General features: G+C 63.6%; 22 protein-coding genes. 17 read left to right on the top strand and 5 right to left on the bottom strand.

Translation table 11 applies throughout. From position 1 onward, the window contains the following. Window positions 1-3: 3 nt before the first annotated feature. Entirely contained in the window at window positions 4-558 is a 555-nt protein-coding gene (locus ACVIJ6_RS15070; protein ID WP_456773336.1) for a TadE/TadG family type IV pilus assembly protein, read from the top strand. A 213-nt stretch (window positions 559-771) separates the two neighbouring features. On the opposite strand, the gene ACVIJ6_RS15075 is transcribed toward ACVIJ6_RS15070, so the two are convergent. The 3 genes from ACVIJ6_RS15075 to ACVIJ6_RS15085 form a co-directional block, all read right to left on the bottom strand. Beyond that, entirely contained in the window at window positions 772-984 is a 213-nt protein-coding gene (locus ACVIJ6_RS15075; protein WP_011440687.1) for a cold-shock protein, read from the bottom strand. 299 nt (window positions 985-1,283) lie between these two features. Continuing rightward, window positions 1,284-1,574, bottom strand: a complete 291-nt coding sequence (infA, locus tag ACVIJ6_RS15080) for a translation initiation factor IF-1 (RefSeq protein ID WP_012046835.1) — start codon at window positions 1,572-1,574, stop codon at window positions 1,284-1,286. 24 nt (window positions 1,575-1,598) lie between these two features. After that, on the bottom strand, window positions 1,599-3,008 hold the full coding sequence (locus ACVIJ6_RS15085) for a DEAD/DEAH box helicase (protein ID WP_456773337.1): 1,410 nt from the start codon (window positions 3,006-3,008) through the stop codon (window positions 1,599-1,601). 509 nt (window positions 3,009-3,517) lie between these two features. On the opposite strand from ACVIJ6_RS15085, the gene urtA reads away from it, so the two are divergent. The 15 genes from urtA (at window position 3,518) to ACVIJ6_RS15160 (ending at window position 17,876) form a co-directional block, all read left to right on the top strand. Continuing rightward, window positions 3,518-4,840, top strand: a complete 1,323-nt coding sequence (urtA, locus tag ACVIJ6_RS15090; RefSeq protein WP_012046833.1) for an urea ABC transporter substrate-binding protein — start codon at window positions 3,518-3,520, stop codon at window positions 4,838-4,840. 132 nt (window positions 4,841-4,972) lie between these two features. After that, the gene (gene urtB, locus ACVIJ6_RS15095) at window positions 4,973-6,535 is read left to right on the top strand and encodes an urea ABC transporter permease subunit UrtB (RefSeq protein WP_456776991.1); all 1,563 of its coding nucleotides are present in this window, start codon (window positions 4,973-4,975) and stop codon (window positions 6,533-6,535) included. Beyond that, a complete protein-coding gene (gene urtC / locus ACVIJ6_RS15100) occupies window positions 6,532-7,695 on the top strand; it encodes an urea ABC transporter permease subunit UrtC (protein ID WP_456773338.1) in 1,164 nt (387 codons plus the stop codon). The genes urtB and urtC overlap by 4 nt, the downstream gene beginning before the upstream one ends. A gap of 5 nt (window positions 7,696-7,700) precedes the next feature. After that, window positions 7,701-8,462 (top strand): urea ABC transporter ATP-binding protein UrtD, encoded by a 762-nt coding sequence (gene urtD, locus ACVIJ6_RS15105; RefSeq protein WP_456773339.1) that lies wholly within the window; start codon window positions 7,701-7,703, stop codon window positions 8,460-8,462. Between the two features lie 125 nt (window positions 8,463-8,587). Further along, on the top strand, window positions 8,588-9,283 hold the full coding sequence (gene urtE / locus ACVIJ6_RS15110; RefSeq protein ID WP_456773340.1) for an urea ABC transporter ATP-binding subunit UrtE: 696 nt from the start codon (window positions 8,588-8,590) through the stop codon (window positions 9,281-9,283). A 59-nt stretch (window positions 9,284-9,342) separates the two neighbouring features. After that, complete coding sequence (locus ACVIJ6_RS15115; protein ID WP_456773341.1) at window positions 9,343-10,179, top strand: urease accessory protein UreD; 837 nt, start codon at window positions 9,343-9,345, stop codon at window positions 10,177-10,179. A gap of 62 nt (window positions 10,180-10,241) precedes the next feature. After that, window positions 10,242-10,544, top strand: coding sequence for an urease subunit gamma (locus tag ACVIJ6_RS15120; protein ID WP_015669637.1), 303 nt, complete (start codon window positions 10,242-10,244; stop codon window positions 10,542-10,544). 170 nt (window positions 10,545-10,714) lie between these two features. Then, window positions 10,715-11,020, top strand: a complete 306-nt coding sequence (locus ACVIJ6_RS15125; protein WP_006612145.1) for an urease subunit beta — start codon at window positions 10,715-10,717, stop codon at window positions 11,018-11,020. A 4-nt stretch (window positions 11,021-11,024) separates the two neighbouring features. Further along, a complete protein-coding gene (locus ACVIJ6_RS15130) occupies window positions 11,025-11,564 on the top strand; it encodes an HD domain-containing protein (RefSeq protein ID WP_456773342.1) in 540 nt (179 codons plus the stop codon). A 54-nt stretch (window positions 11,565-11,618) separates the two neighbouring features. Then, window positions 11,619-13,334 carry an urease subunit alpha gene (gene ureC, locus ACVIJ6_RS15135; RefSeq protein WP_456773343.1) on the top strand — a complete coding sequence of 572 codons (1,716 nt, stop codon included), beginning with the start codon at window positions 11,619-11,621 and terminating at the stop codon, window positions 13,332-13,334. A 48-nt stretch (window positions 13,335-13,382) separates the two neighbouring features. Beyond that, window positions 13,383-13,682, top strand: coding sequence for a putative quinol monooxygenase (locus ACVIJ6_RS15140; protein ID WP_456773344.1), 300 nt, complete (start codon window positions 13,383-13,385; stop codon window positions 13,680-13,682). Between the two features lie 27 nt (window positions 13,683-13,709). Then, complete coding sequence (locus ACVIJ6_RS15145) at window positions 13,710-14,330, top strand: urease accessory protein UreE (RefSeq protein WP_456773345.1); 621 nt, start codon at window positions 13,710-13,712, stop codon at window positions 14,328-14,330. Further along, window positions 14,317-15,039 (top strand): urease accessory protein UreF, encoded by a 723-nt coding sequence (locus ACVIJ6_RS15150; RefSeq protein ID WP_456776992.1) that lies wholly within the window; start codon window positions 14,317-14,319, stop codon window positions 15,037-15,039. Before ACVIJ6_RS15145 ends, ACVIJ6_RS15150 begins: the two co-directional genes overlap by 14 nt. A 142-nt stretch (window positions 15,040-15,181) precedes the next feature. After that, the gene (gene ureG / locus ACVIJ6_RS15155) at window positions 15,182-15,805 is read left to right on the top strand and encodes an urease accessory protein UreG (RefSeq protein ID WP_456773346.1); all 624 of its coding nucleotides are present in this window, start codon (window positions 15,182-15,184) and stop codon (window positions 15,803-15,805) included. A 412-nt stretch (window positions 15,806-16,217) separates the two neighbouring features. Next, entirely contained in the window at window positions 16,218-17,876 is a 1,659-nt protein-coding gene (locus ACVIJ6_RS15160) for a CHASE domain-containing protein (protein ID WP_456773347.1), read from the top strand. A 112-nt stretch (window positions 17,877-17,988) separates the two neighbouring features. Here ACVIJ6_RS15160 and ACVIJ6_RS15165 read toward each other — a convergent pair whose 3' ends face one another. Beyond that, a complete protein-coding gene (locus ACVIJ6_RS15165) occupies window positions 17,989-18,537 on the bottom strand; it encodes a sigma-70 family RNA polymerase sigma factor (RefSeq protein ID WP_006612137.1) in 549 nt (182 codons plus the stop codon). Further along, complete coding sequence (locus ACVIJ6_RS15170; RefSeq protein WP_012046819.1) at window positions 18,538-18,774, bottom strand: NepR family anti-sigma factor; 237 nt, start codon at window positions 18,772-18,774, stop codon at window positions 18,538-18,540. A 195-nt stretch (window positions 18,775-18,969) separates the two neighbouring features. On the opposite strand from ACVIJ6_RS15170, the gene ACVIJ6_RS15175 reads away from it, so the two are divergent. After that, entirely contained in the window at window positions 18,970-19,773 is an 804-nt protein-coding gene (locus ACVIJ6_RS15175) for a response regulator (protein WP_041751727.1), read from the top strand. Window positions 19,774-19,803 lie beyond the last annotated feature (30 nt).

Here is a 19,803-nt window from a genome sequence, read left to right on the forward strand (position 1 = left end):
ACGATGGGCGACCGCCTGCTTCGCCGCCTCGGCGCTTTCGCGGCCGACAAGCGGGGGATCGCCGCCACAGAATTCGCCTTCATCGTGCCGCTGATGCTGGTGATGTTCTTCGGCACGGTGGAGTTCTGCTCGGGGATCGCCGTCGATCGCAAGGTCACGTTGATGGCGCGGACCCTGTCCGATCTGACCTCTCAGTCGACCTCTGTCGGGGACTCCGACATGTCGAATTTCTTCGCTGCGTCGACGGGCATCATGTACCCCTATTCGACGACGCCCGTGAACGCGACGATCACTGAGCTCTATGTCGACCCCAAGACGATGCAGGCCACCGTGATGTGGAGCAAGGGATCGGCCCCGCGCTCGTCAGGCACGACGGTCGGTGTGCCGGCCGACCTGCTGGTCAGCGGCACCTACCTGATCTTCAGCGAGGTCAACTATCAATATGTGCCGACGATCGGCTATGTGATGGCGAAGACCGGCATCAAGCTCAGCGATGTTGCCTACACCCGCCCGCGGCAGTCGACCTGCGTCTTCTACAGTCCGAAGACGAGCTGCTAGAGCATGATCCCGAAAGGCGGAAACCGGTTTTCCGCAGAGATCATGCTCAAACAAAGAGCTTAACCAGCCGCAGCGTCGTCGCAGGCCGACCTTCGCCACCCATCAATATCGAACATGAAAAAGGCCGCTCGACGCGGCCTTCTTTTTGACTTGCAGCTTTCTCAGCCGGGCCGAGCGGGTCGAAAGCAACCCGCCGCCTTCAACGTCGCCAGCTTAGCTGGCTGCGCGGAGGTTGTCGGCCGACGACTTGCCCGAACGACGGTCGGCAACGATCTCGTAGGAGATCTTCTGACCTTCGCGCAGCGTGCCGAGACCGGCGCGCTCGACGGCGCTGATGTGCACGAACACGTCGTTGCCGCCATCATCCGGCTGAATGAAGCCGTAGCCCTTGGTTGCGTTAAACCACTTCACGGTTCCCATGCTCACGGGGGTAGTTCCCTTCTCAGATATCAAATGCGTAACCCAGGATCCTGGGCTGGTTAGATCGAATTTTTGGAAGGGTCGTCAGCGTCTGAACCGGCTGTACCGGTAATAGCTAATCTCGTCCGGCCGAAAATCGATTGCCGTATATTCTATTGGAAATGGGGCCGCAAAACAATCCTGAGCTGCGCGCGCGCGCACGATTTTTTGCGCGCCGGCCAGGGACCGGCGCGCTGATTGCGCAAGAGATAATCATGCCGCGAGAGGGTGAAATAATGTTCCACCCTGGACTGAGCACCGACCGTTCAGCGGCGGCGAAACTGCCCGCCGCGCTGCGGCGCACCACGTGGAGGACCGCCTGGGCTGCTGGGACGCTCATCCTTGTGACGGAAGATGAGGCGGCCCTTTTCCAGATCGTAGGGCGACATCTCGACGGTCACGCGGTCGCCCGCCAGCGTCTTGATGCGATTCTTTTTCATCTTGCCCGCGGTATAGGCAACGATTTCGTGCCCCGCATCGAGTTGAACCCGGTAGCGCGCGTCGGGAAGGATTTCGGTGACCAGCCCTTCGAACTGGATCAGCTCTTCCTTAGCCATGTCTCTCTCCAGATCGATAGACGTCTAGTTTGGCCGTTGGTTGCGGTTATGAGCGTGGTTTTTGGGTCTGCCCTCGCGATGCAGGAATGCAACGCCTTGAATCGACCCGGCCTTGCCGCCGCCTTGCGACGGTCGGTTGGGCTCCTGACGATTGCCTGGCAGAGCCGGCATCTTAGCATTGGAACGCCGACGACGGCGAGGGCCTTTTGCGGCGTTGCCACCATCATTGGCCCGCGCATTCTGCATGCCAGGGCGGCCACCAGGACGCTGAGGCTGGCCGGCGGGCGCCGCGTCGCGGTGACCCGTCGTCCGGCGATCCTCGCGCGGCAGCGTGGTCTTGGTCAGCCGCTCGATGTCCCGCAGGTAGGACAGTTCGTCCGGTCCCGCCACCAGCGAGATCGCGACGCCGTCGGCGCCGGCGCGCGCGGTGCGGCCGATCCGGTGCACATAGGTCTCCGGCACGTTCGGCAGGTCGAAGTTGACGACGTGGCTGACGCCGTCGACGTCGATGCCGCGCGCGGCAATATCAGTGGCGACCAGGGTGCGGATCTCGCCGGTGCGGAACGCTGCCAGGGTGCGCTCGCGGTGGTTTTGCGACTTGTTGCCGTGAATGGCCTGAGCCGGAATGCCTGCCTTTTCGAGGCCCTTCACGACCTTGTCGGCCCCGTGCTTGGTGCGAGTGAACACCAGTGCCCGATTGACCGGCTCATCTTTGAGCAACTGGGCCAGCAGGCTCGGCTTGGCGGAGTGGTCGACCTGGATCACGCGCTGGGCGATACGCTCGACCGTCGACGACACCGGCGTCACCGCCACCCGCGCGGGATCGCGCAGCATGGCGTCGGCCAGTTCGGCGATGTCCTTCGGCATGGTCGCCGAGAAGAACAAGGTCTGGCGCTTGATCGGCAGCTTGGCCACGATCTTTCGGATGTCGTTGATGAAGCCCATGTCGAGCATGCGGTCGGCTTCATCGAGTACGAGGAACTCGACCTGGGTCAGCTTCAGGGCGTTGCCCTGAACAAGGTCGAGCAGCCGGCCGGGCGTGGCGACCAGCACGTCGACGCCCGGCATCAGCGCGCGGACCTGGCGTCCCATGGGAACGCCGCCGATGGCAAGCGCCGAGGTCAGGCGGATATGACGGCCATAGGTGTTGAAGCTGTCGAGGATCTGGCCCGACAGCTCGCGGGTCGGGCTCAGCACCAGCACGCGGGCCGTCTTCGGCTGCGGCTTGATGCGGTTCTCCAGCAGACGGTGTAGGATCGGCAGCGCAAAGGATGCGGTCTTGCCGGTTCCGGTCTGCGCGATGCCGATCACGTCGCGGCCTTGAAGCGCGATCGGGATGGTCTGGGCCTGGATCGGGGTGGGGGTGGTGTAGTTCTCTTCCTTCAGCGCGCGCGTCAGCGCGTCGGCGAGGTTAAAATCCTGGAAGGATGTCAAAAGCGTGGGCTTTCCATAAGAGGATAAGGCCCTCGTCGGCATGCATGCCGGACGCGGGCGGGTGACTAGAGACACCCGCGTGTTTGGAGCGCCTATTGTGGAGTGCTGAGAATGCGGAGCCAAAAGCTCTGGATGAGCTAAAGAACACGCGGCTCGCAAAGATCCGGCTGATTCGCCTCGATCTGCCAGATATATGGAGCAGCTGCGCGTCACTTTCAAGGCCACGTGCGTACCGCAGTGGCGATCGAGGTGGTACTCTGCTGCTTTAAAATTAGCCATTCAAAACAAATTGCACAAGCTTTGCGCTGCGTGCTGGCCGATTGGTCAGGTTCACTGCTCAAAAGATGGGCCGCCGGTTGCGACCTTCGGTCGCGATCGGGCTGATTTTTAATAATCTTTCAATGGCTTAGTCGGTGTGAGGGGCGTGGCACGCTTCTTGCGATTCTTCCGACGCAGACCGCCGGCCGCTTTGGCTGCGAAGCACGTCTGCGTCAGGGAGATATTCACTCATGCTTACTCGACTCACTCAGGAATTAACGGCGCCGTTCAGCCGCCGTCGCTGGCTGGCTGCTGCTGCCGGCCTGGCACTTGGCGCTGCCGGCTTCGGCCCGGCGATGGCTGCGGACGACACCATCAAGATCGGCGTTCTGCATTCGTTGTCAGGCACCATGGCGATCAGCGAGACCACGCTGAAGGACACGATCCTGTTCCTGATCGACGAGCAGAACAAGAAGGGCGGCGTGCTCGGCAAGAAGCTCGAGGCCGTCGTGGTCGACCCCGCTTCGAATTGGCCGCTGTTCGCCGAGAAGGCGCGCGAGCTGATCACTAAGAACAAGGTCGCGGTCGTGTTCGGCTGCTGGACCTCGGTGTCGCGCAAGTCGGTGCTGCCGGTGTTCAAGGAGCTCAACAGCATCCTGTTCTACCCGGTCCAGTACGAGGGCGAGGAGAGCGAGCGCAACGTGTTCTACACCGGCGCGGCGCCGAACCAGCAGGCGATCCCGGCGGTCGACTACCTGATGAAGGAAGAGAAGGTGAAGCGCTGGGTGCTGGCCGGCACCGACTACGTCTATCCGCGCACCACCAACAAGATCCTGGAAGCCTACCTGAAGTCCAAGGGCGTGGCTCAGGACGACATCATGATCAACTACACGCCGTTCGGTCACTCCGACTGGCAGACGATCGTCGCCGACATCAAGAAGTTCGGCTCGGCCGGCAAGAAGACCGCCGTGGTCTCGACCATCAACGGCGACGCCAATGTTCCGTTCTACAAGGAGCTCGGCAACCAGGGCATCAAGGCCAAGGATATCCCGGTGGTCGCGTTCTCGGTGGGTGAGGAAGAGCTCGCCGGCATCGACACCAAGCCGCTGGTCGGCCATCTCGCCGCCTGGAACTATTTCGAGTCGATCAAGACCCCGGCCAACGAGAAGTTCATCAAGGATTGGCAGGCCTACACCAAGAATCCGAAGCGTGTGACCAACGACCCGATGGAAGCGCATGTGATCGGCTTCAACATGTGGGTGAAGGCGGTCGAGAAGGTCAAGTCGACCGACGCCGACAAGGTCATCGATGCGCTGCCCGGCACCGAGGCGCCGAACCTGACCGGCGGCGTGTCGAAGATGCTGCCGAACCACCACATCACCAAGCCGGTGTTCATCGGCGAGATCAAGGGCGATGGCCAGTTCAGCGTCGTCTACAAGACCAAGGATCTGGTCCCGGGCGACGCCTGGTCGAAGGAGCTCGAGGGCTCCAAGGACCTGATCGGCGACTGGGTGGGCAAGAAGTGCGGCAACTTCAACGTCAAGACCAACAAGTGCCTGGGCTCTGGCACCTGATCCCGACCTGACGACTTCATCACGACCGGAGAAGGCGGCGATCACTGCCGCCTTCTCTCTTCCTCCTGCCGGGGTGGTCCAGTGCCTGCCATTGTTCTCGCGATTGTTCGCAGCCTTCTTCTATCCATTGCCCTGATCGTCGCGGCCGTTCCGGCCTTCGCCACCAGCTTCGAAGAATCCGTCGCCAAATTCGCCAATGACGATTTCTCCGACACCGATGATGCGGTGGGCGAGATCGCCGTGTCGGGCAATCCGCTGGCCTATCCGATCATCAGCGCGCTGCAGGACGAGCGGCTGATGTTCGACGCCGAGAGCAAGAAGGTCTATGTCAAGCAGACCGACGGCAAGATCATCGATGCAGCCACCGGCGCTGCCGTCGACAAGCTTCCCGACAATGCCGCGGCGGTGAGCCTCAACAACCGCCTGCGCCGCAGCGTCGATGCCGCGTTGGGCGGCCTGACCCTGCTTTCGCCGGACGTGATCACGCGGCTTTCCGCGGCGAAATCCGTGTTCAAGTCGCATGACGAGGCGACGCTGCCGACGGTGGAATCGGCGCTCACCAAGGAAACCAATCGCAGTGTCAAGCAGGCGCTGACCGAGGCGCGCGCCGCCATTCTCCTGTTCAAGTCCGATGCCAGCGAGGTCGACAAGCTCGAGGCCGTCGCGACCATCAGGGCGCGCAGCGATCAGGAAGCGCTGGCGCTGCTGACCGAGATCAGTGGCGGCGATCAGCCGGCGAGCGTCACCAAGGCCGCGGCCAGCGCCATCGCCTCGATCCAGAGCTCGCTCGCGATCTGGTCCGGCGTGCAGAACGCCTGGTACGGCCTGTCGCTCGGCTCGGTGCTGCTGCTGGCTGCCATCGGCCTCGCCATCACCTTCGGCGTCATGGGCGTCATCAACATGGCCCATGGCGAGATGGTGATGCTCGGCGCTTACACCACCTTCGTCGTGCAGGAGGTGATCCGCACGCGCTACCCGGCGCTGTTCGACTATTCGCTGCTGATCGCAGCTCCGCTCGCGTTCCTGGTGGCCGGCGCGATCGGCGTGCTGATCGAGCGCACCATCATCCGTTTCCTCTATGGTCGTCCGCTGGAGACGCTGCTGGCCACCTGGGGCCTGTCGTTGATCCTGCAGCAGGCCGTGCGTTCTGCCTTCGGCCCCACCAACCGCGAGGTCGGCAATCCCTCCTGGATGAGCGGCGCGTTCGAGCTCGGCCAGATCACCATCACCTATAACCGGCTCTGGATCCTCTGTTTCACGATGGCCGTCTTCGCCATCCTGCTGGCGATGCTGCGCTACACCGCGCTTGGCCTGGAGATGCGCGCGGTGACGCAGAACCGGCGCATGGCGGCGTCGATGGGCATCGCGACCTCGCGGGTCGATGCGCTCACCTTCGGCCTCGGCTCCGGCATCGCCGGTATCGCGGGCGTGGCGCTGTCGCAGATCGACAATGTCAGCCCCAACCTTGGCCAGAGCTACATCATCGACTCCTTCATGGTCGTGGTGTTCGGCGGCGTCGGCAATCTCTGGGGCACTTTGGTCGGCGCCTTCACGCTCGGCATCGCCAACAAGTTCCTGGAGCCGGTGGCCGGTGCCGTGCTCGGCAAGATCGCCATCCTGGTGCTGATCATCCTGTTCATTCAGAAGCGCCCGCGCGGCCTGTTCGCGCTCAAGGGCCGGGCGGTGGAAGCATGATGCCGCATTTGCTCACCCGGTCCCTGGACCGAGCCGCGACCATCTTCGTGCTGATCGTGGCCGCCTGCGGCGTCCTGATCCCGCTGTCGAACCTGCTGCTGCCGGCCGGCTCGGCACTGCAGGTGCCGACCTATCTGGTCGCGTTGTGGGGCAAATATGTCTGCTACGCCATCCTCGCGCTCTCGATCGATCTGATCTGGGGCTATTGCGGCATCCTCTCGCTCGGCCACGGCGCGTTCTTTGCGCTCGGCGGCTATGCGATGGGCATGTATCTGATGCGTCAGATCGGCACTCGCGGCGTCTATGGCAACCCGATCCTGCCGGACTTCATGGTGTTCCTGAACTACTCCAAGCTGCCCTGGTACTGGCACGGCTTCGACATGTTCTGGTTCGCCGCGCTGATGGTCCTGTTCGTACCGGGCCTGCTCGCCTTCTGCTTCGGCTGGCTGGCGTTCCGCTCGCGTGTGACTGGCGTGTATCTGTCGATCATCACCCAGGCGATGACCTATGCGTTGCTGCTCGCTTTCTTCCGCAACGATTTCGGCTTCGGCGGCAACAACGGTCTGACCGACTTCAAGGATATTCTCGGCTTCAACGTCCAGGCGGAGGGCACCCGCGCCGCCTTGTTCGCGCTGAGCTGCCTCGCGCTCATTCTGGCCTTCCTGATCTGCCGGGCCGTGGTGTCGTCCAAGCTCGGCAAGGTGCTGATCGCGATCCGCGACGCCGAGTCGCGGACGCGCTTCCTCGGCTATCGCGTCGAGTCCTACAAGCTGTTCGTGTTCACGCTGTCGGCTTGCATGGCCGGCGTGGCCGGTGCCCTTTACGTGCCGCAGGTCGGTATCATCAACCCCTCGGAGTTCGCGCCGGGCAATTCGATCGAGGCGGTGATCTGGGTCGCGGTCGGCGGCCGCGGCACGTTGGTCGGCGCGGCGCTCGGCGCCGTCGTCGTCAACTACGCCAAGACCTTCTTCACGTCAGGCGTGCTCGCGCCCTACTGGCTGTTCATGCTCGGCGCGTTGTTCGTCCTGGTCACCCTGCTGCTGCCCAAGGGCATCCTCGGCACCTTCAACAGCTGGTGGGATCATGTCAGCAGCAAGACGCCGAACGCCGACAGCGCCGCGCGCGAGGACGGCGTCACTGAACCCAAGATGGCGGAGTGAGCGGCATGAACGTGATGGATACGAGATCGACCTCCGCGCTGCTCTACCTCGACGCCGTGCACGTCTCCTTCGACGGCTTCCACGCCATCAACAATCTCTCGCTGGCGCTGGAGCCCGGCGAGATGCGCGCCATCATCGGCCCCAACGGCGCCGGCAAGACCACGATGATGGACATCATCACCGGCAAGACCAAGCCCGACGAGGGCACGGTGCTGTTCGACGGCAAGACGGACCTCACCCGCCTCGACGAGACCCGGATTGCCGAGCTCGGCATCGGCCGCAAGTTTCAGAAGCCGACCGTGTTCGAGAGCCAGTCGGTCGAGGACAATCTGCGGCTCGCGCTCAACGTCGATCACAGCGTCAAGGGCACGCTGTTCTGGCGCGGCTCGAAGGGCGAGGCCGAGCAGATCGACAGGGTGCTGGAGACGGTGCGGCTCAAGGATCTCAGGCGCAAGCTCGCCGGCAGCCTGTCGCACGGCCAGAAGCAGTGGCTCGAGATCGGCATGCTGCTGGCGCAGGACCCGAAGCTGCTGCTGGTCGACGAGCCGGTGGCCGGCATGACCGACGTCGAGACGCATCAGACCGCCGAACTGCTCAAGGAAATCAATCGGGATCACACCGTCATGGTCGTCGAGCACGACATGACGTTCGTTCGCGAGCTCGGCGTCAAGGTCACCTGCCTGCATGAAGGCACGGTGCTGGCCGAAGGCACCATCGATCAGGTGTCGTCGAACGACCGGGTGATCGAGGTCTATCTGGGCCGCTAATCGGCCCGCGAATAGCGAATGGCGAGTAGCGAATTGGGAAGAGCGCAGGGAAGCATGAACGGGACAGGAATTTCTATTCGCTATTCGCTATTCGCCATTCGCCCCCTTCCGGCCGGAGGCCGCTAATGCTGAGCGTCGACAACATCAACCTCTATTACGGCGCCGCCCAGGCGTTGCGCGGCGTCTCGATCGCGGCTGAAACCGGCAAGGTCACCTGCGTGCTCGGCCGCAACGGCGTCGGCAAGACCTCGCTCTTGCGGGCGCTGGTCGGGCAATATCCGCTGGCCTCCGGCAGCATCACCTTCGACGGCGCTGACATCACCCATCTCAAGCCCTATGAGCGGGCGCGCAAGGGCATCGGCTTCGTGCCGCAGGGCCGCGAGATCTTTCCGCTGCTGACGGTCGAGGAGAACCTCAAGACCGGCTTCGGCCCGCTTAAGCGCAGCGATCGCAGCATCCCGGACGACGTGTTCTCGCTGTTTCCGGTGCTGCAGTCGATGCTCGGCCGCCGCGGCGGCGATCTCTCCGGTGGCCAGCAGCAGCAGCTCGCGATCGGCCGCGCCATGGTGATGCGGCCGAAGGTCCTGCTGCTCGACGAGCCGACCGAGGGCATCCAGCCGTCGATCATCAAGGACATTGGAAGGGCCATCTCTTACTTGCGCAATCTCGGCAACATCGCCATCGTCCTGGTTGAGCAATATCTCGACTTTGCCTGCGAACTCGGCGACAACTTCGCCGTCATGGATCGCGGCGCGGTGAAATTCACCTGCACCCGCGCCAATCTTGATCCGGCCGAGATCAGCCGCCAGATGGCGCTGTGATCGTCATTTAGCTTCGTGGACGCGGTCTCGCCCGCGTCCGGTCCCAGGGGAGGGGATCGATGCGGGCCGATCCCGCCAGCGCCGCTGCCGACCTCTTCGAGGCCAACCGCGCCCGCGGCGCGGTGCGTTTCGATGTGCGGCTGCAGGATGGCATGACGCGGCGTCATCATCTGCATGAATCCGGCTCGCTGCGCGTGCGCTTTCCCTCGCCCGAGGATGACGGCCTATCGGCGATGTTCGTCAACACGGCCGGCGGCATCGCCGGCGGTGATCACTTCGCGGTCGAGGTCGCGGCCGGTGAAGGCTGCCGCGTGACGCTGTCGAGCGCCGCCGCCGAGAAGGTGTATCGCGCCCCGGGCAAGCCGGCCGAGCTCGACATTGCGCTGACCGCCGCGGCGGGCGCGCATATTTCGTGGCTGCCGCAGGAGACCATCCTGTTCGACCGCGCCCGTATCCACCGCCGCATCGACATCGATCTCGCCGCAACCGCTTCTCTCCTGCTGTGCGAGATCGTCGTGTTCGGCCGCACCGCCATGGGCGAACGTATGCGCGAGGGCGAGTTCGTCGATCGCTGGCGGCTGCGGCGCGGCGGCAGGCTGGTGTTCGCCGAGACGGTCTGCCTCGACGGCGACATCGGTGCCAAGCTGGCGCAGCCGGCGATCGCCAAGGGCGCCGCGGCGATCGGAACGGCGCTGATCGTGCCGGGCGACGCAGCGCTGGTCGAACGCATCCGGGAGAGCCTGCCGGCCTTCCGAGGCGAGGCCGGGCTGTCGGCCTGGAATGGATTTGCAATGGCGCGCTTCTGTGCCCAAGATGCCGCGAGCCTGCGCGCCGACATGATGGCCGTGCTCGGCTGTGCCTCCGCCGTGCCGCTCCCGCGGCTATGGCTTAATTAGACGTTGACCAACTGACGATTACCAGAAGACGTTGACCAGAAGACGATCACCAGAGAGTCCGCATGAACCTGTCTCCCCGCGAAAAGGACAAGCTCCTGATCTCGATGGCCGCCATCGTGGCCCGCCGCAGGCTCGAGCGCGGCGTCAAGCTCAACCATCCCGAGGCGGTCGCGATCATCTCCGACTTCATCCTGGAAGGCGCGCGCGATGGCCGCACCGTCGCCGAGCTGATGCAGGCCGGCGCCCAGGTCCTGACCCGCGACCAGGTGATGCCGGGCATCCCTGAGATGATCCACGACATCCAGGTCGAGGCGACATTCCCGGACGGCACCAAGCTCGTCACGGTGCACGAGCCGATCCGGTGAAGCGAGCCCAACTCTTTCGGTCGTCATGCCCGGGCTTGACCCGCCTGCGCGGCCGTAGCCGCTTCGGCGCGGCGAAGGCCCGGGCATCCACGCTGTTCGACCTGAATGGAAAGACGTGGATGGCCGGGACAAGCCCGGCCATGACGCAGTGGAAACCTGAGAGGTAACACATGATCCCCGGCGAACTCTTTATTCAGGACGGCGAGATCGAGCTCAATGCCGGCCGCAAGACGGTGACGCTCTCGGTCGCCAACACCGGCGACCGGCCGATCCAGGTCGGCTCGCACTACCATTTCTTCGAGACCAATCCGGCGCTGAAATTCGACCGCAAGAAAGCGCGCGGCATGCGGCTCGATATCGCCGCCGGCACCGCGGTGCGCTTCGAGCCCGGCCAGACCCGCGACGTGCAGCTGGTGGCGCTCGCCGGCAAGCGCATGGTCTATGGCTTCCGCGGCGACGTCATGGGCAAGTTGTAAGACGATGCCGACCGGGTTACGCCTCGTCTCCGAAGCCGCCGAGCTCGCGGCCCGCCGCCATGCTGGCCAGCAGCGCAAGGGCCGCGACGAGGAGCCTTACGTCAATCATCTCGCCGAGGTCGCGAGCATCCTCGCGGCGACCAGCGATGGCGCCGACGCCGAGCTGGTCGCCGCCGGCTGGCTGCATGACAGCATCGAGGACACCGACACCACCGCCGACGAGCTGACGCAGCGCTTCGGCGCGCGCGTCGCTGGCCTCGTCGAGGAGGTGACGGACGATATGACCTTGCCGAAGAGCGAGCGCCGCGCCGTGCAGGTCATTGCCGCTCCCGGCAAGTCTGCAGGCGCCAAGCAGATCAAGATCGCCGACAAGATCAGCAACATCCGCGCCCGTATCTTCTTCGAGCCTGACCTGGAGCAGCAGCTCGAGTTGATGGAGTATCTCGGCTGGGCCGAACAGGTCGTCGCCGGCTGCCGCGGCGTGAACCCGCGGCTGGATACGCTGTTCGATGAGACCGTTGCGAATGCGCGGGGCTCGCTGTGAGCAAACGGCCGGCGTCTCGCCATCACGACAAGCAGAGCTAATTGGGGGCCAACGATGTCCGTCAAGATCAAGCGTTCCGTCTATGCCGACATGTTCGGCCCGACCACCGGTGACAAAGTCCGGCTGGCCGACACCGACCTGATCATCGAGGTGGAGAAAGATTTCACCATTTATGGCGAGGAGGTAAAGTTCGGCGGCGGCAAGGTGATCCGTGATGGCATGGGGCAGTCGCAGGCGACCAACAGGCAGGGCGCCGCCGACACCGTGATCACCAACGCCCTGATCGTCGATCATTGGGGGGTCGTGAAGGCCGACGTCGCGATCAAGGACGGCATGATCAGCGCGATCGGCAAGGCCGGCAATCCCGACATCCAGCCCGGCGTGACCATCGTGATCGGCCCGGGCACCGACGTGATCGCGGGCGAGGGCAAGATCCTCACCGCCGGCGGCTTCGACAGCCACATCCATTTCATCTGCCCGCAGCAGATCGAGCATGCGCTGATGTCTGGCGTCACCTCGCTGCTCGGCGGCGGTACCGGCCCCTCGCACGGCACCTTCGCCACCACCTGCACGCCCGGCCCGTGGCACATCGGCCGGATGATGCAGTCGTTCGACGCGTTCCCGGTGAATCTCGGCATTTCCGGCAAGGGCAATGCGTCACGCCCGGCGGCGCTGGTCGAGATGATCAAGGCCGGCGCCTGCGCGCTGAAGCTGCACGAGGATTGGGGCACGACGCCGGCCGCGATCGACAACTGCCTCTCGGTCGCCGACGACCACGACATCCAGGTCATGCTGCACTCGGACACGCTGAACGAGTCGGGCTTCGTCGAGGATACGATCAAGGCGTTCAAGGGCCGCACCATCCACGCCTTCCACACCGAGGGCGCCGGCGGCGGTCATGCGCCCGATATCATCAAGGTCGCGGGGCTGAAGAACGTGCTGCCGTCCTCGACCAATCCGACCCGGCCGTTCACGCGCAACACCATCGACGAGCATCTGGACATGCTGATGGTGTGCCATCATCTCGATCCGTCGATCGCCGAGGATCTCGCTTTTGCAGAAAGCCGCATCCGCAAGGAGACGATCGCGGCCGAGGACATCCTGCACGATCTCGGCGCGCTCTCGATGATGTCATCGGATTCGCAGGCGATGGGCCGGCTCGGCGAGGTCATCATCCGCACCTGGCAGACCGCGGACAAGATGAAGAAGCAGCGCGGCGCCTTGCCGCAAGACAAGGGCAAGGACAACGACAATTTCCGCGTCAAGCGCTACATCGCCAAATACACGATCAACCCGGCGATCGCGCATGGCGTGTCGAAGCTGATCGGTTCGGTCGAGAAGGGCAAGCTTGCCGACCTCGTGCTGTGGTCGCCCGCCTTCTTCGGCGTCAAGCCCGACTGCGTCATCAAGGGCGGCACGATCGTCGCTGCGCCGATGGGCGACCCCAATGCCTCGATCCCGACGCCGCAGCCGGTGCATTACCAGCCGATGTTCGGCGCCTTCGGCAAGTCGCTGACGGCGTCCTCGGTGATCTTCACCTCGAAGGCGGCGGTCGCGGGCGGCCTTGCGCGCAAGCTCGGCCTCTCCAAGAAGCTCTACGCGGTGCAGAACACCCGCGGCAAGATCTCGAAGAAAAGCATGATTCACAATGATGCGACGCCGGACATCGAGGTCGATCCGGAGACCTATGAGGTGCGCGCAGATGGCGAGCTCCTGACCTGCGAGCCTGCCGAGGTGCTGCCCATGGCGCAGCGCTATTTCATGTTCTAAACTTGCTCCCGGTACCCAGAACCAGAAACGTACCGGGAGGACTGCTTCGTGATCTATGTCGTTGCCACCTTGACCATCAAGCCTGAAACCCGCGCGGAATTCATTGCCGCGGCGACCGCCTGTATCGCGGGGACCCGCAAGGAACCCGGCAATATCGCCTATGACTTGCACGAAAGCGTCACCGATCCGAGCCGGATGGTCTTTGTCGAGCAGTGGGAAAACGCCGAGGCTTTGGTGCCGCACCGCGCGACCGAACACATGAAGACGTTCGGGCGGGTGGCCGTGAAGTGCATGGCGGCGCCGCCGAAGATCGAGATCATTACGCCCGAGAGGGTCGATGTCCGCTGAGCGGAATTACAAGATGAGGAAGTCAGCATGATCCGCGCCACGCGCGTGCTCGGGCAGCATCGTTGGACAGAGGCGGCTGCCGATTCCGTCCTGCTCGATTTCGACGATCGGCATCGGCGAAGGCTGGCGATGACCGGCACGCGCGGGCTCGCATTCCTGCTCGACCTCGAGCACGCCACCGCGCTTCGCGGCGGCGATGCCCTGGTGCTGGAGGACGGCCGGCTGGTCGAGGTCGTGGCCGCGGCGGAGCCGCTGCTGGAGATCCGCGCCAGCGATCCGCACCATCTGGTGCGGCTCGCCTGGCATCTCGGCAACCGGCATCTGCCGACCCAGATCATGGCCAAGAGCCTGCGCATCCGCCGTGACCATGTCATCGAGGCGATGGTGAAGGGTCTCGGCGCGCGGGTCATCGAGATCGAGGCGCCGTTCGATCCGGAAGGCGGCGCCTATGCCGAGCCCAGCCATGCGCAGGGCCATGACGAACACGATCACCATCATGGCCACGATCATCATCACGATCATGGCGGGCACGAGCATGCGCATCACGGCCATGACCACGGTCACGCACATGATGACCATGTGCATGACGAGCACTGCGGCCACGGCCATCATCATCACGGCCATGCCCATGCTCATGACCGCAAGTGAGCGGCCGCACGCCTCGGCGGCGGTGACCGAGCTGGATCATTCGGCGCTCTACCGTTTGATGACGTGGTTGTCGCCCGCTTTCCCGGTGGGCGGCTTCGCCTATTCGAGCGGCATCGAGTGGGCCGTCGAAGCCGGCGACGTCGACGATGCCGGTTCGCTTCGCGGCTGGCTCTCGGCGATGCTGGCCGACGGCTCCGGCTTCTGCGATGCGGTTTTTCTCGTGCATGCGCATCGCGCAATGGAGCTCGGCGACATCGACCGCCTGCGCGAGGTTGCGGAGCTTGCCGCTGCTTTCGTGCCGTCGCGGGAGCGGCAATTGGAGACGACCGCGCAAGGCCGTGCCTTCATCGAGATCGCGCGTTCGGCGTGGAATTCCCCGGGTCTCGACGACGCCGTGTCGCAATGCGAGACTATGGTGTATCCCGCCGCCGTCGGCGTGGTGGGCGCTGCCCATGGCATTCCGTCACGCCTGCTGCTGCACGCTTTCCTTCACGCGGTGACGTCGAATTGGATTTCGGCGGGAAGCCGATTGATTCCACTGGGGCAGACCGACAGCCAGCGCGTGCTGGCCGCGCTCGAGCCAATCGTGACCGCCACCGCGGCGCGGGCGATCTCGGCTTCGCTCGATGACATCGGCAGTACGACCTTCAGGGCCGATATTGCCAGTCTGCGTCACGAAACACAGTATACGAGGCTGTTCCGTTCGTGAGCTGCCTGGATCGTCATCTCGGCCCGATTGTCAACGCGAGTCGTTGTCATGAGCGGCGGCAGGACGAGACTTGTACGGCGGCGGAACGGGCCTGATGGGTTATCGATCCCCATTCCACGGGGATGACAAGAGGACATTTGATATGGCTACGTCGCATGGGCCGCTTCGCGTGGGGGTTGGTGGTCCGGTCGGATCCGGCAAGACCGCGCTGATGGATCTCCTCTGCAAGTCGATGCGAGGACGCTATGACATCGCGGCGATCACGAACGACATCTACACCAAATGGGACGCTGAATACCTGGTCCGCTCGGGCTCGTTGACACCGGACCGCATTGCGGGCGTGGAGACCGGCGGCTGTCCGCATACGGCGATCCGCGAGGATGCGTCCATGAATCTCGCAGCGGTCGCCGACATGCGGGCGAAGTTTCCCGGACTCGATCTCGTTCTGATCGAGTCGGGCGGTGACAACCTCGCTGCAACCTTCTCGCCGGAGCTGGCCGACATCACCATCTACGTCATCGACGTCGCGGCCGGCGACAAGATCCCCTCGAAGGGCGGCCCCGGCATCACGCGGTCCGACCTTCTGGTGATCAACAAGATCGACCTGGCGCCGCATGTGGGCGCCTCTCTCGAGAAGATGGAGACGGACGCCAAGCGCATGCGCGGCGAGCGTCCCTTCGTCATGACCAACATGAAGAAGAGTCAGGGGCTCGACCGGATCATCAGCTTCATCGAAGCGAAGGGTGGGCTGACAGCGACCGCTTGAACTCTGCATCCGGCAGAGGATCTGAGATGTGCCGGCCAGCCGTCTTCGGCGGCGTGCTTCGAACTTGCATGATCGGGGCCGGCGCCGCGGCAGTCCCTGCTTGAACGGTCGCCCGGAGCATGGAGCTGATCCAACCGCAGCGACCGGGCGTTCCGGGCCTTAACGATCCGAAGCGGCGAGACGCAAAAAAGCCTTACCGGGCCGGAACAACTTGATCTGCCCGAGGTTTCCTGAGCCCGGAGTGTGGCTGGCCGAAAACGCGTATGCCAAGCGTGGTGGTTCTGCTTGACCCCGGGGGTCGTCTTCCCGATCAATTTTTGCTCGTAACGAGGCGCTCGTTTAAAGAGTAGCAGGCCCATTTATTGGATGTCTCGTGTCCTCCTCCCACAACCCTTGATTACAGAGTAAACGAGTGCTCCGGCTGGGTGTCATCATCGGTGTGATTGCGCTAATTGGAACGGCGTTATCCGGCTTGGCGGCTTACCGGGTTCACGATCAGGAGCTGGCGATCGATCGCATCGCGCTGGCACGCGCCATCGACGTGCATGCAAGCCTTGTCCAGGACCGTCTGACCGAGCGTGAATTACTGGCCCGGGTGGCCTCCGGGCTGTTCCGGGCTCCGTCCGTCATCAAGGCGAACATGCTGGAGCCGCTGCGCTCCTCGATCTACGCCTTCAAGACCGATTTCGTCGTGGCGTCTTGGATCGCACGGCTGCGGCCCGATGAGCTCCCGATCGCGCAGGCGGAGCTGCGCCAAGCGGGCTTCCCCAACCCGACTATTCGCAATTATGACGATAAGATGTTGGATGCAGCGACTCTGACGGGTCCAATCGACGTCTTGATGGATCTTGAGCCGCGCAACGCCGATACCTTGAAGCTTCCCGGCGTGGCTCTGGATCGGCAGCCGATCGTCGGACCCATGCTGGCGCGCGCCATGGCCGAGGGCAAGCCGGTCGCGTCCGACCCGACGCCCCTGTTGCGCGCGAATGGACCGATCGGGATTGTGCTGGCGGCCCCGGTCGTCCCGCAGGGGGCGACGGCACCGGCCGGATTCGTCACGTTCTCCTACGAGATCGGTCCGCTGCTCCTGACCAATGACGATCTTTCTCTGTTCTCGGTGGCGCTCAAGGATCCTCGCAACGCCTCCGATGAGCTGGTCGCCAATGATCAGGGCGCCGTGTCCGGCAGGACCCGCGGGGCGGACGCGCCGGCGCCGTCGTCAACGCGAACCGTCACCTTTGGCAATCATGATTGGTCGCTGGTCTATTACGCCAAGAGCAATTCGGTTCGGCGAGCCCAGCAGACCGCCGCGATCGTCGGCGTGATCGGGATCGCGCTGACCGGTATCATCTGCGGCCTGTTCGGCTACGTCGCTTATAACAATTTACGCCTGAGCCGCGAGATCCAGGTGCGGATCGGCTTTGAACGCCGCCTGACGGCCGTCATCGACGAGCTGAATCATCGGGTCAAGAACATCCTGGCGGTGATCCAGTCGATCGTGACGCGCACGTTGCGCCATGGCAGCGATATCGATGTGGCGCGAGAACTCCTGATCGGGCGCATCCACGCCATGTCCAACGTCGTCACGCTGCTGAGCGAGAGCCAGTGGCAGGGGGTCCAGCTGCGCGGCCTGTTCGAGTCGCGCGCCATTCCGCATGCGGATCGGATCGCCGTCACCGGTCCCGACATCACCGTGAGCGCGCGGGCGGCGCAGAGCCTGTCGCTGCTGTTCTTCGAACTGGCCTCCCACTCCGACGAGGGGCTGTCGCTGGTGGGCAAGCACCCGCACATCACTGCGAAATGGGATGTGACCGGCGAGGAGCCGAATGCCGTCTTCCAGTTCCGCTGGGAGGAGTTCAACACCAGCGAAGCGACCCGGCGGCCGGATAGTGATTTCGGTCTGATCCTGCTCGATCGCGTTGCGCCGGAAGCGCTGGGTGGCACGTCGAAGCGGTTCTTCACCGAGGCCAGCTATGTCTATGAACTGACCGCTCCGATGGAAACGGTCGTCGACATCACTGAGCGCGATCGCACCGAGCAGTTCTCAGCGCCCGTGCATCCGTCTCGTTAGACCGACGCCGCTGTCTTCACGAACGCGATGTGTCATCGTGATTGGTTGTCAAAATCAAACGGCGGCCCCACAGGGGGCCGCCGTTTGTGTTTGATGAGTCCGTTCAGACGGGTCAGCCGCCGCTGCCGCCGATCACTGCGCGGACGGTCTCGTCCGGGCCGAAATCCTCTGCACCTTCGACATACAGCAGCGCCGCGAGCTTCGAGCGCGCGCGGTTGACGCGGCTCTTGATGGTGCCCACGGCGCAGCCGCAGATCGCGGCGGCGTCCTCGTAAGAGAAGCCCGACGCTCCCACCAGGATGAGCGCTTCGCGCTGGTCCTGTGGCAGCTTCTCGAGCGCCGCGCGGAATTCCTCGAATTCGAGGTGAGCACCTTGCGACGGATGCGTCTTCAGCGTCTTGGCGTAGTTGCCCTCGGCATCTTCCACCTCGCGCCGGCGTTTGCGGTAATCAGAGCGGAACAGATTGCGCAAAATCGTAAACAGCCACGCGGGCAGATTGGAGCCCGGTTGGAATGAGTCGATGTTCGCCAAGGCTCTCAGCAGGGTTTCCTGCACGAGGTCATCGGCGCGATCGCTGTTGCCACTTAAGGAAATCGCAAATGCGCGGAGGCTTGGGACGGCCGCGAGGATATCGTCCCGCAAGGAATCAGTGAGAGGCATTCACTCCCTCCCGTCGTTTTGGTCGGTGGATCCCCCGCCGTTCTCCACGTGGGACTGTGCTGCCGGTACATCAAGCTTGCGGATCAGATCCGTGAACCGGTCAGGTACCCCCTGACGGACGACATCGTCGTACATCGCGCGAAGTTGATGACCAATTCTCGATTGGATCTCCGCGTTCAGTCCGCCGGGCTTGCGCGGTGCCGCATTCTTGCTGGCTTGAGACTTTACATCTTTCATGACCTTTTCCACGTTTCCCCGAGAGTTAAGTCCCTGAAGCTTCAAGAATTATCCTCGCCATCGAGGGGGGCTGTCGGGAACTAATGCGACCGGCCCACAAAAGTTCCACGCGTTTTGGGAACTTTTCTTCGTTTCAGGCGTAATCAGCTCATCATGGAACCGGGGCGGAAGCCCAGAATACCGAATGGAGTGGGGATGAGCCGATCACAGCTAGTTGCTGAACATTTGCCGCTGTTGCGCCGGTATGCCCGTGCCCTCACCGGTAGCCAGGGGTCCGGGGATGCTTATGTCGGCGCGATGCTGGAGGCTCTGATCCAGGACCCGGCCCTGCTCGACGAGCGGTACGGCGCGCGCGCGGGTCTTTTCCGACTGTTTACTCAGATCTGGAACTCGGTCGCCCTGAACGATGACGCGGAGGTCGCGACCTTGCCGATGCCGCCAGAGCGGCGGCTCTCCAATATCACTCCGTTACCGCGCCAGGCGTTCCTGTTGTTGTCGCTCGAGGGCTTCCCCGAGGAGGAAGTGGCTTTCATCCTCGACATCGACGTCGCGGAGACGCGGCGACTCGCGGATGCGGCCGGCCGGGAGCTTGCTGCAGAGATCGCGACCGACGTTCTCATCATCGAGGACGAAACCTTTATCGCCATGGACCTCGAGAGCCTGATCAAGAATCTCGGGCACAACGTCATCGGTGTCGCGCGGACGCATGCAGACGCGGTCGCGCTCGCAAAGAACAAGAAGCCAGGCCTGATCCTGGCAGATATTCAGCTTGCAGACGGTTCCTCGGGGCTCGATGCCGTGAACGAGTTGCTGCGGACCTTCGAGGTGCCGGTGGTTTTCATCACCGCCTATCCGGAGCGGTTCCTCACCGGCGAGCGACCGGAGCCGGCGTTCCTCATTTCCAAGCCCTTCCAGCCGGCAATGGTGTCCGCTGTTGCGAGCCAGGCTCTGTTCTTCCAGCGCAATTCGCGCAACAGGATGCCCAAGCCGGCTGCCTGAGACGCTGTTTGGATTTAGCTATTTCCGGCG

Source organism: Bradyrhizobium sp. USDA 4369 (assembly GCF_054056435.1).

Coding starts and splice junctions, on each gene's coding strand:
- ACVIJ6_RS15070 (WP_456773336.1), top strand. CDS start 4: ATGGGCGACCGCCTGCTTCGCCGCCTCGGCGCTTTCGCGGCCGACAAG.
- infA (WP_012046835.1), bottom strand. CDS start 1,574: ATGGCTAAGGAAGAGCTGATCCAGTTCGAAGGGCTGGTCACCGAAATC.
- urtA (WP_012046833.1), top strand. CDS start 3,518: ATGCTTACTCGACTCACTCAGGAATTAACGGCGCCGTTCAGCCGCCGT.
- urtC (WP_456773338.1), top strand. CDS start 6,532: ATGATGCCGCATTTGCTCACCCGGTCCCTGGACCGAGCCGCGACCATC.
- urtD (WP_456773339.1), top strand. CDS start 7,701: ATGAACGTGATGGATACGAGATCGACCTCCGCGCTGCTCTACCTCGAC.
- urtE (WP_456773340.1), top strand. CDS start 8,588: ATGCTGAGCGTCGACAACATCAACCTCTATTACGGCGCCGCCCAGGCG.
- ACVIJ6_RS15115 (WP_456773341.1), top strand. CDS start 9,343: ATGCGGGCCGATCCCGCCAGCGCCGCTGCCGACCTCTTCGAGGCCAAC.
- ACVIJ6_RS15120 (WP_015669637.1), top strand. CDS start 10,242: ATGAACCTGTCTCCCCGCGAAAAGGACAAGCTCCTGATCTCGATGGCC.
- ACVIJ6_RS15125 (WP_006612145.1), top strand. CDS start 10,715: ATGATCCCCGGCGAACTCTTTATTCAGGACGGCGAGATCGAGCTCAAT.
- ACVIJ6_RS15130 (WP_456773342.1), top strand. CDS start 11,025: ATGCCGACCGGGTTACGCCTCGTCTCCGAAGCCGCCGAGCTCGCGGCC.
- ureC (WP_456773343.1), top strand. CDS start 11,619: ATGTCCGTCAAGATCAAGCGTTCCGTCTATGCCGACATGTTCGGCCCG.
- ACVIJ6_RS15145 (WP_456773345.1), top strand. CDS start 13,710: ATGATCCGCGCCACGCGCGTGCTCGGGCAGCATCGTTGGACAGAGGCG.
- ACVIJ6_RS15150 (WP_456776992.1), top strand. CDS start 14,317: ATGACCGCAAGTGAGCGGCCGCACGCCTCGGCGGCGGTGACCGAGCTG.
- ureG (WP_456773346.1), top strand. CDS start 15,182: ATGGCTACGTCGCATGGGCCGCTTCGCGTGGGGGTTGGTGGTCCGGTC.
- ACVIJ6_RS15165 (WP_006612137.1), bottom strand. CDS start 18,537: ATGCCTCTCACTGATTCCTTGCGGGACGATATCCTCGCGGCCGTCCCA.
- ACVIJ6_RS15170 (WP_012046819.1), bottom strand. CDS start 18,774: ATGAAAGATGTAAAGTCTCAAGCCAGCAAGAATGCGGCACCGCGCAAG.
- ACVIJ6_RS15175 (WP_041751727.1), top strand. CDS start 18,970: ATGAGCCGATCACAGCTAGTTGCTGAACATTTGCCGCTGTTGCGCCGG.